This is a genomic window from Pseudomonas fontis (genome assembly GCF_028656955.1).
GTDB lineage: Bacteria > Pseudomonadota > Gammaproteobacteria > Pseudomonadales > Pseudomonadaceae > Aquipseudomonas > Aquipseudomonas fontis.
In genome coordinates this window covers 26,818-40,000 of the sequence record NZ_JAMDGY010000015.1, presented here as the reverse complement: position 1 = coordinate 40,000, position 13,183 = coordinate 26,818, and the positions used below count along the sequence as shown (strand labels likewise).

The window sequence follows — 13,183 nt, the reverse complement described above, 5'->3', positions numbered from 1 at the left end:
GGCCATGGACCCTGTGGGAGCCGGCCTTGCCGGCGATGCGGCCTACGCAGTTACGGCGTCGTGCTCACCGACTGCGCATCTTCGGTCGGCGTCACCACCTCGCTCAAATCAATATGCTTGAACACCGGCTTGGCCCCCAGCCGCGCATTGAAGCGGGTGTTGAAACTGAAATCATCCTCTGTCTGCACATCCAGCGCCCGCCCGTAGACTGGCTGAATCGCCGCAGGGTCATACCCCAGCAACTGCAACAAGGTCGGGAAGATGTTGTAGTGGCTGGACTTGTCCTTGTTCGCCGCCAACTGCGCCTGCCAGTCCAGCGTGTGCAGCCCCGCGCCCTGGATCACCACCAGCGGCACCAGGCCCTCTTCCTCCACCGGGTCACTGTCGCAATGGGTGTTCAAGCCCGGATTGCCCCGCTCGTGCAGGTCCTGCCCATGGTCGGAGGTGTAGATCACCACGGCCTGGCTCAGATCCCCCTGGGCGAACAGCCGCTTGAAGAACTCTCCGACATTCCACAGCACGCTGTTCTTGTACGAGTTGCGGTACAACGCCCAGTCCGCCGGCTGCCCGCCAAAGCCCTCACGCTGGCCGGTGTCGGTGATATCGGTGTAGCGCCCACGCGGCAAGGCCGGACGATAGAGCATGAAATCGTCCGGGTACTTGTCATGCACCGGGAAATGCACACCGACCTTGTTCATTACGATCAACTGCGGCTTGCCGTCCCCCAGCAGTTCGATCAGTTTGGCCACGGCGGCCATATCGCGGTCACGCACTGGCGTGTCGTCGAACTGGATGAACTGGTCGATATCACGCTTTTCCGTGGCATTCATCAGGTTCTGCAGGTTGCCACCAGTGCGCTGGCCGTCGATATAGACCGTCCCCAACCCGGCCTGCTTGGCGTACTGCCAGATCGACGGCATGGTCGAGTTGATCCGCAGGTAATCGGTGCGGGTGCCGCCATAGCGCAGGGTGACGTTGGTGTCGGCGCTGCAATTGGCAACCGAGGCAGCATAGCCATAGTTGAACAGCTTCACGCCCGGCTGGGGCTGGTTCAGGTTGCTGCGCACGCCGTGCGCGGTGTTCAGGTCGAGGTAGTTGCCCGAGACACTTTCGTCGATGATCAACACGATATCGCGGGCCAGGGCCGGGCCGGTGCGCGGCAGCGTGACCGGCTCACGCGGGCCGACACTGTCATGGAAGTGCTCGTAGATGAACAGGTTCATATAGGCCAGCGGCGTGTACATCACCGGCAGCCCGCGCGCGCCTTCGCCGGCGCGGATGAACAGGATGCCGGTCAGCAAAGCCAGCCCCAGCAGCGGCGCGGCCCAGGGCAATACCCGTGGCATATAGGGCCGCTCACCGGGCCTGATCCCCAGGCCCAATAGCAACAGCAGTGCCTTGGCCAACGAGGTGATGATCACGCTGCGGTACTGGTCCAGTGCATCGCCGATAAAGCCACCGGAATACACCATCGAGACAAAGCCGCTGTAGGTCAGGTAGTCCGCAGTGATGCTGGTGTAGGCGTCGAAGAACACTGCGCTGGCAAAAAACGCCAGGGCAAACAGCCAACGCAACGGCGTCTGGCGAATGTTCGCGGCCAGCCACAAGGCCGCGACCAGCACGGCAAATACCCCGGCATACAGCAACAACGGCAAGCCCAGGCCAAGGGCATCGATGCGTTCGAGGTAGTAGCCGTAAAAACTCGACAGGTAGAGCAGCAGCAACAGTCCCTTGATCAACCCGCGCATGTGTTCCTCGCCAGAAAATGCCCCTTGCAGCCGCAGGGATTCTCAAACGGTAGCAGCCCAGCACTAAAGCGCAAACCGGCAAAAGTCAAAAAAATGGCGAACTTAGGACACCTGATTTTGACCAGTCGAGAATGCTTATCTGATGCGTAAATGAAACAACCCACCCCGCTAAAAACCTTGTTTTCCAAGGCTTACGACCGTTCATCGTTTTGCTTGCCGGCTAAGTGCCAGTGTTTATCAACGCTAAGGTACGGATTAAGAAAGGGTTGATGGCAAATCGCTCGAAAACCCAGCCGCTGTAAATCCGGCGAAACATGCCATCCGTTTGACACAAATCGCCGACGCTGGTCTATACCGAAATCAAACCACTGTTACATCCCTTTAACTCCATACGAGGCACGCCGACATGGACGTGAGCGTATTTGGCACCGGCTATGTCGGTCTTGTGCAAGCAGCTGCCCTGGCCGATGTCGGTCACCGGGTGCTCTGCGCAGACATCGACGCCCACAAGATCAGCCAACTGCGTCAGGCCGTCCCGCCGATCCATGAGCCGGGGCTGTCTTCTGCCCTCGAGGAGAACATCAAGGAAGGTCGTCTGCTGTTTACCACCCAGGCCAGCGATGCCGTAAGCCATGCCGAGCTGATCTTCATCGCCGTCGGTACGCCACCGGATGAGGACGGCTCGGCCGACCTCTCCCACGTCTTGGGTGTCACCGCGCAGATCGCCGCGCTGATGACCGCCGACCGCACCCTGATCATCAAGTCCACCGTGCCGGTGGGCACTGCCGACAAGGTCGCGGCCCTCGCGCGCAGCGAACTGGATCGCCTGGGCAAGGGCGAACTGAAAGTACGCGTGGTCTCCAACCCCGAATTTCTCAAGGAAGGCAGCGCCCTGGCCGACTGCATGCGCCCCGACCGGATCATCATCGGCACCGACGACGACCAGGCCCACGACCAGCTCGAAGAGCTGTACGCGCCTTTCTGCCGCAACCGCGAAAAACTGATGTTCATGGACAACCGCAGCGCCGAGCTGACCAAGTACGCGGCCAACGCCATGCTCGCCACCCGCATCAGTTTCATGAACGAACTGGCCAACCTCAGCGAGCACCTGGGGGCGGATATCGAGGCGGTGCGCAAGGGGATCGGCTCCGACCCACGCATCGGCTACCACTTCATCTACCCCGGCTGCGGCTTTGGCGGCTCGTGCTTCCCCAAGGACCTGCGTGCCCTGCTGCACACCGCCGAGCGCAACGGCATGCCGCTGCGCCTGCTGCAAAGCGTCAGCGAAGTGAACGACGCGCAGCGCCATATCCTCTTTCGCAAACTCAAGGAGCGCTTCCCCGGCAGCCTTGAAGGCAAGTCCATCGCGCTCTGGGGCCTGGCCTTCAAGCCCAACACCGACGACATGCGCGAAGCACCCAGCCGCTACCTGATGGAGTCACTGTGGGCCGAAGGGGCCACGGTGCGAGCCTTCGACCCGGAGGCCATGTCCGAGTGCCGGCGCATCTACGGCTATCGCAACGACCTGCAACTGTGCGCCACTCGCGACGACACCCTGGAAGACGCTGACGCCCTGGTGATCTGTACCGAGTGGAAGAACTTCAGGGTGGTCGACTTCGCCATGCTGGCGAGCAAGCTGCGGGCCAAGCTGATCATCGACGGGCGCAACCTGTACAACCCTGACCAGGTCGCCACCCATGGCCTGCACTACAGCGGCATCGGCCTGCGCCATGTGCAGCCCGAGGCGCCCAAGCCATGAAGATCCTGGTCACCGGCGCTGCCGGTTTCATCGGTGCCCATTGCACGCTGCGCCTGCTGCGTGACGGGCATCAGGTGATTGGCCTGGACAACTTCAACGACTACTACGACCCGGCCCTCAAGGAAGCGCGGGTGCGCTGGGTCGAGGAACAAGCCGGGGCATTTGCCCTGCACCGCCTGGACCTCAAGGACGCCGCCGGGATCGACGCCCTGTTTGCCGTAGAGCGCCCGGAAGTGGTCATCCACCTGGCCGCCCAGGCCGGGGTGCGCTATTCGCTGGAAAACCCGCGCAGCTATATCGACAGCAACCTGGTGGGCTTTCTCAATATTCTCGAAAGCTGCCGCCGCTACCCTGTGCAGCACTTGCTGTATGCCTCCTCCAGCTCGGTCTACGGCAGCAACCAGCACACCCCGTACGCCGTACAGGACGCCGTGGATCACCCGTTGTCACTGTACGCCGCCAGCAAGAAAGCCAACGAACTGATGGCCCACAGCTACAGCCACCTGTTCGCTGTGCCGGCCACCGGCCTGCGCTTCTTCACGGTGTACGGGCCCTGGGGCCGGCCAGACATGTCGCCGATCCAGTTCGCCCGCGCGATCAGTGAAGGCCAGCCGATCAAGCTGTTCAACTTCGGCCAGCACCAGCGCGACTTCACCTATGTCGATGACATCGTCGAGAGCCTGGTGCGCCTGATCCCCCTGGCGCCGCAAGCCGACCCGGTCTGGGACCACCAGCACCCGGACCCGGCCACCAGCCATGCGCCCTGGCGCCTCTACAACATTGGCGGGCAACGCCCGGTGGCGCTGACCGACTACGTCGCACTGCTGGAAAAACACCTGCAGCGCAAAGCCGAGATCGAGCTGCTGCCATTGCAGCCAGGCGATGTGATCGACACCTGCGCCGATGCCAGCGCGCTGGAGCGCGCCACCGGCTTTACCCCAGGGATTTCCCTCGATGAAGGGCTCGGGCGCTTTGTCGCCTGGTTTTCTGACTACTACCCGCAGGCGGACGCAGACACCGCGCGGGCCAACGGGTCGGCGCAGGGGGCGCAACCCGAGCATCAACGGAGGGTGGTATGACCGGACAACCCAAAGACGCGCAACTGCAGGCACTGCGTCAAGACAAACGCATGGACCCCGCACACCGCGCACGCATGGATGCCGCCATCCATATGCAAGGTCGTGGTTGGTTCACCGGCCGCGCCGGCGGGCGCCCCTGGACCCTGTCGCGGACCAACCGGGTGGTGGCCTGTTTCGGCGCCCTGGTGATCCTGACGCTGATCTCGCCACTGATGCTCGGCCTTGCGGCCGTGGTCAAGTTCAGCAGCCCCGGCCCGGTGTTCTTCGTGCAGAAGCGTACCGGCTACCGTGGCCGCTCGTTCGGCATGTTCAAGTTCCGCACCATGGTCGCCAACGCCGAGGCCTTGAAAGACTCGGTGCGCCACCTGAACAAGCACGGCGCCGACTCCATCGACTTCAAGATCGACAAGGACCCGCGCGTCACCAGAATCGGCCACTGGCTGCGCCGCAGCAGCCTGGACGAACTGCCCAACCTGTTCAACGTGATCCGTGGCGACATGCGCCTGGTCGGCCCGCGGCCGACCTCGTTCAACGCCTACCGCTACAAGGACAACCACCTCGCCCGCCTGAGCATCTACCCCGGCATGACCGGCCTGTGGCAGATCTCCGGGCGCAGCAACATCGATTTTGATCAGCGCGTGGAGCTGGACCTGAGCTACATCGCCGAACAGAGCTTGAGCCTGGACCTGAAGATCCTGCTCAAGACCCCCTTCAAAGTCTTCAGCGGCCACGGAGCAAGTTGAATGGACGGTTCTACTTCGAGAAGTCTGACCATCGCCACCCCCAGCGAAACCAACCTGACCTCCACCGTGCTCGATGAGGACCAGCGCACGCTGTTGTTGACCGCCGCCAATACCGGCAGCGGCACCAGCACCAGCGCCCTGGCCTTTGCCAGCCAGTTGGCGCTGATGAGCGGCGAGTCGGTGTTGCTGGTGGACGCCAGCCCCAGCAGCAACAGCCTCAGCCAGCAGCTGAAACTGGAGAAACAGCGCGGCTTCAGCGACCTGATGTTCAACCAGGACACCCCGCCCCTGTTGCGCGATTGCGTGGTGCGCCTGTCTGACCAGCCATTCGACATCCTGCCCAGCGGCATCTACAAGCGCGGCAAGGAACGCCTCAACCCGGACCTGATGCGCGCCTTGCTGAGCAACCTGGCCAAGGACTACCGCTTCGTGGTGGTTGACGGCGAAGCGATCTACGCCAGCCCCGACAGCCTGGTGATCGGCACCCTGGTCGACGGGGTGATCCTGGTGGTCACCGCCGAAGACACCCGCTGGGAAGTGGCCCAGGCCGCCGCCCAGCGCCTGACCCAGGCCGGCGCAAAATTGATCGGCAGCGTGTTCAACAAACGCAAGTACTACATGCCCAAGTGGCTCTACAACAACCTCTGAGCAGCCAGGCAAAGGACGACAACATGAAAGCCAGAACCTTGTTCTTCCTGCTTGCGCTGCTGCCGCTGGCGGCCTGCACGACACAGCAGAGCACCCAGATGCCGGTGCAGATCCTCACCGCTGCGCCGGCCAATGCCCAGGACACCGAACTGCCGCGCAGTGAGCAGGTACTGCGCCCGCAGGACGTGCTCGACGTGATCTTCCACATCAGCACCAGCGGCTCGGACGCCTACCGCATCCAGTCCGGCGATACCGTGGGGCTGAACTTCCTTTCGGCCAGCTCGCTCAATGGCAACCAGCTGGTGCTGCCTGACGGCAGCATCAACCTGCCCGCCGCCAACACCTCGGTGAAGGTCATTGGCCTGACCCCCGAGCAGGCCCGCGCGACCATCCAGCAGGCCTACCGCAACAAGAGCCTGTTCCAGCCCAACCGCGACCAGTTGACGGTGCAGGTGATCAGCCCGCTGACCAACGAACAGAACCTCAAGAGTGCCCTGAACCACCCCGCCACCGGCATGAGCCGGGAGATCACCGTGGGCACCGATGGCCATGCCAGCTTCCCGGAGATCGGCTCGATCCCGCTGCAGGGCATGACCGTCAACCAGCTCGAAACCTTGCTCAACAAGCGCTACGCCAACTTGCCAGGGCGCATGACCGTGGACGTGCTGCTCAAGTCCACTGCGGTGAACGAGATCTACGTGCTGGGTGAAGTCGGCCAGCCGGGCTCCTACCCGATCCGCCGCCCGGTCTCGGTGCTTGAGGCCCTGACCCTGGCACGCGGGCCGAGCATCAAGGCGCGCCTGGACTCGGTGGTGATCATGCGGCGCAACGGCAACCAGGTGCAGGCCGTGCCGTACGACGTCGATGCGGCGCTGGACGGTAAGGCCAACCAGGTCGCCTACCTGCAGGCGGACGACATGCTCTACGTGCCCAAGACCCGTCTGGCCAGCGCCGGCGAGCTGGCTCGGCAACTGGCCGATGTCGTGCTGTTCCAGGGGGTCGGCTTCAGCTTCTCGTATCGCGTCGACAACAAAGACGACAACAGCAACTAACTTCAGGCAGGTACATGCGCATGAACCCAAAAGAGAACTACCTGCATGAATTCTTCAGGATCTTCTTCGCCAACCGCCAGTTGGTGAAGCGGGTCTTCCTGATATTCGCGGTAATAGCGCTGTTGTTGCCCCTGGTGCTCAAGCAGAGTTTCGACATCACGGCCGAAGTCATCGTGCAGTCGAAAAAACTCTCGCAGAGCGACACCAACACTGCCCTGGCCCAGGAAACCGACAAGTTCATCCCGCCGTCACTGGCCGACATGGAAACCGAGAGCAACATCCTGCGCTCGCCCAGCCTGATCCGCCAGACCATCAGCGAGCTGCGTGACGAAGGCCACTACGAGGTCAAGCCCGGGGTGTTCCAGCGCCTGCTGTTCGGCCCGATCCGCAGCGTGATCATCAATCCGCTGCGCGAGTACGTGATCAACCCGGTGCGTGCGTTGTTCGGCCTGGCGGTCGATCCGGTGCGTGATACCCAGCTCGACACCCTGACTGACGAAGCCATCAAGGACCTGAAGATCGAAACACTGCCGGGCTCCAACGTGGTCTCGGTGACCTACAGCTTCCCCGACCCGAAGATCGGCACGATGTTCGTCAGCCGGCTGCTCGACAACTACCTGCGCAACCGCCAGAACCTGCAATCCAACGAGCTGCCCCAGGAGTTCTACGAGCAGAAGAAACTGCAATACCAGGTGCGCATGGATGACCTGGAAAACAAGCGCCTGGGCATGCTTGAAGGCATCGGCTCATCAGACCCCAAGGAAGAGATCACCTTCCGCCTCAATGCCATCAACACCGAGGAACAGGCGCTCAACCAGTACCGCGACCGCCTGCTGCAAAGCCAGCAATGGCTGCAATACCTGAAGACCAGCCTGGCCTCGGCCAGCAACGCCAACATGCGTGATTTCGCCTTCCCCTACACCTTCACCACCACGGTCGACAACGTGGCGTTCGAAGACCGCGAGATCAAGCAACTGGGCGAGCGCCTGACCACCCAGGTGCTGACCTACGTCAGCGACCTGGCGGTGTTCCAGCCAGGCAGCGAGCAGATGCTGCTGCAGCGTGAGCAGATCGCCAAGACCCGCCAGCAGTTCCTCAAGATCGTTACCAACCGGATCCAGGAGCGTGAACAGGACCTGAATGTGGTCCAGGGCGTGATTGGCCAGAAAACCCAGCGGATTGCCGACTACAAGACCCGCGTCCACCAGTTGCAGGAAACCCAGAGCAAGGCCCGTCAGCTCGACACCGAGATCGACGCCCTGCACAAGGCCTTCTTCACCTACACCCAGCGTTACGAAGAGGCCCGTGGCGAACGCCTGCTGGCAGGCGACGTGTCCAACGCACGGGTACTCAGCGCGCCGTACGAACCCGCAGAGCCGGCGTTCCCCAAACCCATGCTGATCATTCCGTTCGGCATGCTCACCGGCTTGCTGCTGGGCATCGCCCTGGTCTATGTGCGTGAGTTCTTCGATCATCGCTTCAAGCACCCGTCGCAGATCACCCATCAACTGGGCCTGCCGGTACTGCTGGTGATCAACGACCAGACCCCGGAAGTACCCAACCCGCACACGGGCTGGACGCTGCCACGGCTGATGCACTGGGTGCGCAATTGAGCACTGCCCTGCCCCCGTCGCGGCCGATCCTGCACCTGCTGAGCAGCGGTGGGTTCTACGGTGCCGAGCGGATGTTGCTGGACCATTGCCAGGCCACCCCGGGGCAGCACCAGGTGCTGTTCCTCGGGGCGCCGGACGACCTGGTGGCGCGTTTTCGCGCCGCCGGGGTGGCCTGTCGCACCTGCAACGGGCTGGGCGAATGCCTGGCGCTGCTGCGCGAACAGCGCAAGGCCGGGGCGCTGATCAACAGCCACAACTTCAAGGGCCTGGTGTTCGGCTGGCTCGGCGCCACGCTCTGGCGCCTGCCGATGGTCGCCACCCAGCACGGCTTCACCCCGAGCAGCCGCAAGCAACGCTTCTACACCTGGGTGAGCCTGCAACTGTGCCGCACCCGCACCGTCGCCAAGGTGATCTGCGTGGCCGAGAGCATCAAGGCCATCCACCTCAAGGCCGGGGTCGCCGAGGCCAAACTGCAGGTGATCCCCAACGGCTTGCCCGACGCCCCCGCCCTGCCCGATCGCCACCCTGCCGATGGCCGCTGGCTGGCCGGTTACGTCGGGCGATTGAGCAGTGAGAAAGGCCCGGACCTGTTCCTCGACAGCCTGATCCCGCTGTGCCAGCGCCACGCCCAACTGGACGCGGTGATGCTCGGCGACGGGCCGCAGCGCGACGCCTTGCAGGCGCGTATCGATGCAGCGGGGCTGAGCACGCGGATTCGCCTGGCGGGTTTTCAACGCGACATGCGCCCATGGATGGCGCGCCTGGATGCGCTGGTGATCAGTTCGCGTACCGAGGGCACGCCGATGATCCTGCTCGAAGCCATGCAGGATGGCGTGCCGGTGGTGGCCTTCAGCGTGGGCGGTATTCCCGATGTGATCGAACACGGCCGCAGCGGTTTGCTCGCCCAGCCGCTGGCCGTGCAGGAGCTGGCCAGCCAGCTTGAGGCGCTGATGCTCGACCCGGCCCAGGCCGGCGAGCTGATCGCCCAGGCACGTCGCACGCAACGCGAACGCTACCACCTGCCGACGCTGGCACAACGCTGGGCCAAGGTGTACCTGCGCTCGGCAACGGAGACCTGCGCATGATCATTCCACTGTCGCTGATCGCCCTGCTGGCGCTTGTCTGCGTGGGCTTGCTGGCCAGCCCCTGGCCGTTCCTCGCGCCCGGCGCGGTGATCGGCCTGGCCGGCCTGCTGGCGCTGTATCGGCGCCCAGCCTGGGGGCTGCTGGCAATCATCACCCTGGTGCCGCTCGAAGGCCTGTTCAAGGACAGTGAACTGTCAGCCTCCAAGCTGATCGGCGCAGCCCTGGCCCTGGTGCTGTTGCTGCAACTGGCCGTGGGGCAACTGCCCGGCGAGCGCCTGCGCAGCCCGATGTGGCGCCTGCTGCTGGGCTTTCTGGCGCTGTATGCACTGAGTTTCCTGGCCAGCGACAGCACCGAGATGTCACTGGGGCACTTCCGTGAATTGGCCGTGGGCCTGCTGCTGTTTGCCATTACCCTGCTGATCGGGCGTGAACTCAACCTGCCGCTGATGTGCCGGCTGGTGACCCTCAGCGTCACCCTGACCTGCATCATGGCGATGTTCTCGGCCAAGTATCAGGACGAAGGCCGCGCCGCCGGCTTGCTCGAAGACCCCAACGTGTTCGCCATGCTGATCGCCATCGCCGTGCCCATGGCCCTGTGGCTGGTGCTCAAGAGCCCGAACTGGCTGCAGCGCCTGTTCTGGATTGCCTGCTGCCTGCTGCTGCTCGCCGGCATGACCAAGACCAACTCACGCTCGGGGCTGGTGGTGCTGCTGCTCAGCCTGGGGATCGTGCTGTTCCACTACCGCGACCAGGTTGCCCGCGTGCGCCCACGGCATTTGGGTTTCGCCATGCTCGGCCTGGCGATCCTGCTGCCCACGGCGGCGGCGCTGATGCCGCCGGCCTATGTGGCGCGGATCCAGTCACTGGCGCTGCTCAAGTCCGGGGTCAATGCCTTCCAGGATGATTCGCTGGGCCGTCGCTCGTCCTACATCGTGGTTGGCAGCAAGATGATCCGCGAGCATCCCCTGCTCGGCACCGGCCCTGGCACCTTCCCGCTGCAGTACGCCACCACCGGCTATGCCAAGGCGTTCTCGGCCAACAAGAAGGTCGGCGACCTGTACCGGCGCGCGCACAACACCTACCTGGAGATCTTCAGCGAGGTCGGCGTACCGGCCGGCATCCTGTTCGTCGGCATGGTCGCCTTCGCCTTGTACAACCTGCTGTACGCCCGGCGCTTGTGGATGCAGCAGGGCAACCATGACCAGGCCGACCTGCTCACCCACCTGTGCATGAGCATGCTCGCCATCGGGCTGTTCCTGATGTTCCTCAGCGCCCCCAACCACAAATACCTGTGGATCCTGCTGGCACTCTCCAGCGTGCTGCGCCTGAAGGCTGAAGAGGCGCGCCTGGCCCAGGGGGCCGCATGAAAGTCAGCGTCGTGGTGCCGATGTTCAACGAGGCGCGGCATATCGGCCGCACCTTGCAGTCGGTGCGCAAGGCGGCCGAAGCCGCCGGGTTCGACTGCGAACTGATCGTGGCCGACAACGGTTCCAGCGACGATGGCCCACAGATTGCCCGCAGCCTAGGCGCCCAGGTCCTGAGCCTGCCGGGGCTGACCATCGGCGCCCTGCGTAACCACGGTACGCGCGCCAGCAGCGGTGAGTGGCTGGCGTTCCTGGATGCCGATATCGAAGTGCCGGAACATTGGCTGGACATGCTGATGGCGTTGCATGTCCAAGGCCATGGCGACGTCTTCGCCCTGGATTGCGACACGCCACGCCAGGCGCCGTGGTTCGCCCGTGCCTGGCAACGCCGCGCATTGTCCGGCACCCAGGCAGAGCACCGCGTGCAATGGCTGCCGACGCCCAACCTGCTGATGCAGCGCCGCTGGTTCGATCAGGTCGGTGGTTTCAGCGAAACCCTGCGCACCGGCGAGGACAAGGACTTCACCCTGCGCCTGAGCCAGGCCGGTGCCCGCCTGCTCGCGGTGCGCTCGCCAGTGGCCTGGCACTGGGGCTTCGAAGGCAGCTGGCGGGAATGGCTGGGCAAGGAACTGTGGCGCCAGAGCAGCCAGTTGCAACTGCTGCGCAGCAACGGCGCCAGCCTGCGCCTGTTGCGCTTGCCGATGCTGTCCGTGGCGGCCTGGCTGCTGGATATTTTCGCGGTGTCGGCAATCCTCGATGACGCCGAGCCACTGGGGGTGTTCCTGCTGTTCGTCTCCAGCCTGCCGGCCCTGGCCTTGAGCCTGCGCCAGAGCCTGCGGCATCGCGACCCGCTGTTCACCTTGCAGCTTTGGGGCCTGCACTGGATCCGCCTGCACCTGGCTGGCGCTGCCTTCATCTTCAGCCTGTTCAACTGGAACGCAAGGAGGCCTGCCCGTGGCTGAGTTCATTTTCTGGCTGTGCCTGCTGCTGCCGTTCTATGCCTGGCTCGGCTACCCGCTGCTACTCACCCTGGTCGGGCCGTTGTTCCCGCGCCATCAGCCCGGCCCGTTGCCAGCGCAGAACATCAGCGTGGTGGTGGCCGCGCACAATGAAGAGCGCAACATCGAGAACAAGCTGCGCAACCTGCTGGGCCATGACTACCAGCCCGCCACCCTGCAGATCGTCGTCGCCAGCGACGGCTCCAGCGACCGCACGGTTGCCTTGGCACGCAGCTTCGATGACCCGCGCATCCAGGTGCTCGACCTGCCGCGCATGGGCAAGAACAGCGTATTGAATGCCGCCGTCGCGCACTGCACCGGCGACATCTTGGTGTTCAGCGATGCCGACACGCACTGGCAGGAGGGCACCCTGCGCGCCTTGCTGGCGCCATTCGCCGACCCGCAGGTGGGCGGCAGCGTCGGCAAGATGCTGATCGCCAAACCCGGCAAAGGCCTGAGCGTGGGCGAAAGCCTGTACCGCCATTACGAAGCCTGGCTGCGCCGGGTAGAAAGCCGCACCGGCTGCACGGTGTCGGCCGACGGCTACCTGCAGGCCTTGCGCCGCGAGCTGTTCCAGCCGATCCCGAAACTGGTCAACGACGACTTCTACATCAACACCTGCGCCCCGGTTGCCGGCAAGCGCGTGGTGTATGTCGACCAGGCGCTGGTGCTCGACCAGGGCGTGGATGAGGCCGGGCGGCAGTTCTACCGCCGCCAGCGGGTCACCGTCGGCGGCCTGATCAGCCTGGCGGCGCGGCGTGAACTGCTCAACCCGCTGCGCCACGGCCTGTATGCCATCGCGCTGATCAGCCACAAGTTGATCCGCCGGCTGGCCCCGGTGCTGCTGTTGCCGCTGCTGCTGGCCAACCTGTGGTTGCTCGACGACCACGGTTTCTACCGCTTCACCCTGGCCGCCCAGCTGCTTGGCTATGCCTGCGCCGTGGCCGGCCTGCTGGATGTGCGCCAGCGCCTGCCCAAGCCGTTTCGCCTGGCCGCCTACGTGCTGGTGACCCTGGCCGGCATGAGCGTTGGCCTGTGGCAGTTCTTGCGCGGGCACAGCTACAACCAATGGAACCCCGACCAGACACGATGAG

Annotated in this window: 11 protein-coding genes; 10 read left to right on the top strand and 1 reads right to left on the bottom strand. The window is 64.0% G+C overall.

The features are described from left to right. Window positions 1-50 precede the first annotated feature (50 nt). Complete coding sequence (locus M5G11_RS05860) at window positions 51-1,748, bottom strand: sulfatase-like hydrolase/transferase (protein WP_273910083.1); 1,698 nt, start codon at window positions 1,746-1,748, stop codon at window positions 51-53. 406 nt (window positions 1,749-2,154) lie between these two features. Between M5G11_RS05860 and M5G11_RS05855 the strand changes: the two genes are divergently transcribed. Genes M5G11_RS05855 through M5G11_RS05810 form a run of 10 tightly spaced genes read left to right on the top strand, consistent with a single transcriptional unit; the run spans window position 2,155 to window position 13,182 of the window. Further along, window positions 2,155-3,507, top strand: a complete 1,353-nt coding sequence (locus M5G11_RS05855; protein ID WP_273910082.1) for a UDP-glucose dehydrogenase family protein — start codon at window positions 2,155-2,157, stop codon at window positions 3,505-3,507. After that, window positions 3,504-4,586, top strand: a complete 1,083-nt coding sequence (locus M5G11_RS05850; RefSeq protein ID WP_273910081.1) for an NAD-dependent epimerase — start codon at window positions 3,504-3,506, stop codon at window positions 4,584-4,586. Before M5G11_RS05855 ends, M5G11_RS05850 begins: the two co-directional genes overlap by 4 nt. Beyond that, complete coding sequence (locus M5G11_RS05845) at window positions 4,583-5,329, top strand: sugar transferase (RefSeq protein WP_273910080.1); 747 nt, start codon at window positions 4,583-4,585, stop codon at window positions 5,327-5,329. Before M5G11_RS05850 ends, M5G11_RS05845 begins: the two co-directional genes overlap by 4 nt. Beyond that, complete coding sequence (locus M5G11_RS05840; RefSeq protein ID WP_273910079.1) at window positions 5,330-5,977, top strand: CpsD/CapB family tyrosine-protein kinase; 648 nt, start codon at window positions 5,330-5,332, stop codon at window positions 5,975-5,977. A gap of 23 nt (window positions 5,978-6,000) precedes the next feature. Then, window positions 6,001-7,029 (top strand): polysaccharide biosynthesis/export family protein, encoded by a 1,029-nt coding sequence (locus M5G11_RS05835; RefSeq protein WP_273910078.1) that lies wholly within the window; start codon window positions 6,001-6,003, stop codon window positions 7,027-7,029. A 20-nt stretch (window positions 7,030-7,049) separates the two neighbouring features. Next, window positions 7,050-8,642, top strand: a complete 1,593-nt coding sequence (locus tag M5G11_RS05830; RefSeq protein WP_273910077.1) for a GumC family protein — start codon at window positions 7,050-7,052, stop codon at window positions 8,640-8,642. Next, window positions 8,627-9,727, top strand: a complete 1,101-nt coding sequence (locus tag M5G11_RS05825) for a glycosyltransferase family 4 protein (protein ID WP_420793801.1) — start codon at window positions 8,627-8,629, stop codon at window positions 9,725-9,727. The genes M5G11_RS05830 and M5G11_RS05825 overlap by 16 nt, the downstream gene beginning before the upstream one ends. Further along, window positions 9,724-11,094 (top strand): O-antigen ligase family protein, encoded by a 1,371-nt coding sequence (locus M5G11_RS05820; protein WP_273910076.1) that lies wholly within the window; start codon window positions 9,724-9,726, stop codon window positions 11,092-11,094. Before M5G11_RS05825 ends, M5G11_RS05820 begins: the two co-directional genes overlap by 4 nt. Further along, on the top strand, window positions 11,091-12,053 hold the full coding sequence (locus M5G11_RS05815) for a glycosyltransferase family 2 protein (protein ID WP_273910075.1): 963 nt from the start codon (window positions 11,091-11,093) through the stop codon (window positions 12,051-12,053). The genes M5G11_RS05820 and M5G11_RS05815 overlap by 4 nt, the downstream gene beginning before the upstream one ends. Then, window positions 12,046-13,182, top strand: coding sequence for a glycosyltransferase family 2 protein (locus tag M5G11_RS05810; protein ID WP_273910074.1), 1,137 nt, complete (start codon window positions 12,046-12,048; stop codon window positions 13,180-13,182). Before M5G11_RS05815 ends, M5G11_RS05810 begins: the two co-directional genes overlap by 8 nt. Window position 13,183: the final 1 nt, after the last annotated feature.

Excerpts from the sequence above, each read along its gene's own strand:
- M5G11_RS05860 (WP_273910083.1), bottom strand. The coding sequence starts at position 1,748 with ATGCGCGGGTTGATCAAGGGACTGTTGCTGCTGCTCTACCTGTCGAGT.
- M5G11_RS05855 (WP_273910082.1), top strand. The coding sequence starts at position 2,155 with ATGGACGTGAGCGTATTTGGCACCGGCTATGTCGGTCTTGTGCAAGCA.
- M5G11_RS05850 (WP_273910081.1), top strand. The coding sequence starts at position 3,504 with ATGAAGATCCTGGTCACCGGCGCTGCCGGTTTCATCGGTGCCCATTGC.
- M5G11_RS05845 (WP_273910080.1), top strand. The coding sequence starts at position 4,583 with ATGACCGGACAACCCAAAGACGCGCAACTGCAGGCACTGCGTCAAGAC.
- M5G11_RS05840 (WP_273910079.1), top strand. The coding sequence starts at position 5,330 with ATGGACGGTTCTACTTCGAGAAGTCTGACCATCGCCACCCCCAGCGAA.
- M5G11_RS05835 (WP_273910078.1), top strand. The coding sequence starts at position 6,001 with ATGAAAGCCAGAACCTTGTTCTTCCTGCTTGCGCTGCTGCCGCTGGCG.
- M5G11_RS05830 (WP_273910077.1), top strand. The coding sequence starts at position 7,050 with ATGAACCCAAAAGAGAACTACCTGCATGAATTCTTCAGGATCTTCTTC.
- M5G11_RS05820 (WP_273910076.1), top strand. The coding sequence starts at position 9,724 with ATGATCATTCCACTGTCGCTGATCGCCCTGCTGGCGCTTGTCTGCGTG.
- M5G11_RS05815 (WP_273910075.1), top strand. The coding sequence starts at position 11,091 with ATGAAAGTCAGCGTCGTGGTGCCGATGTTCAACGAGGCGCGGCATATC.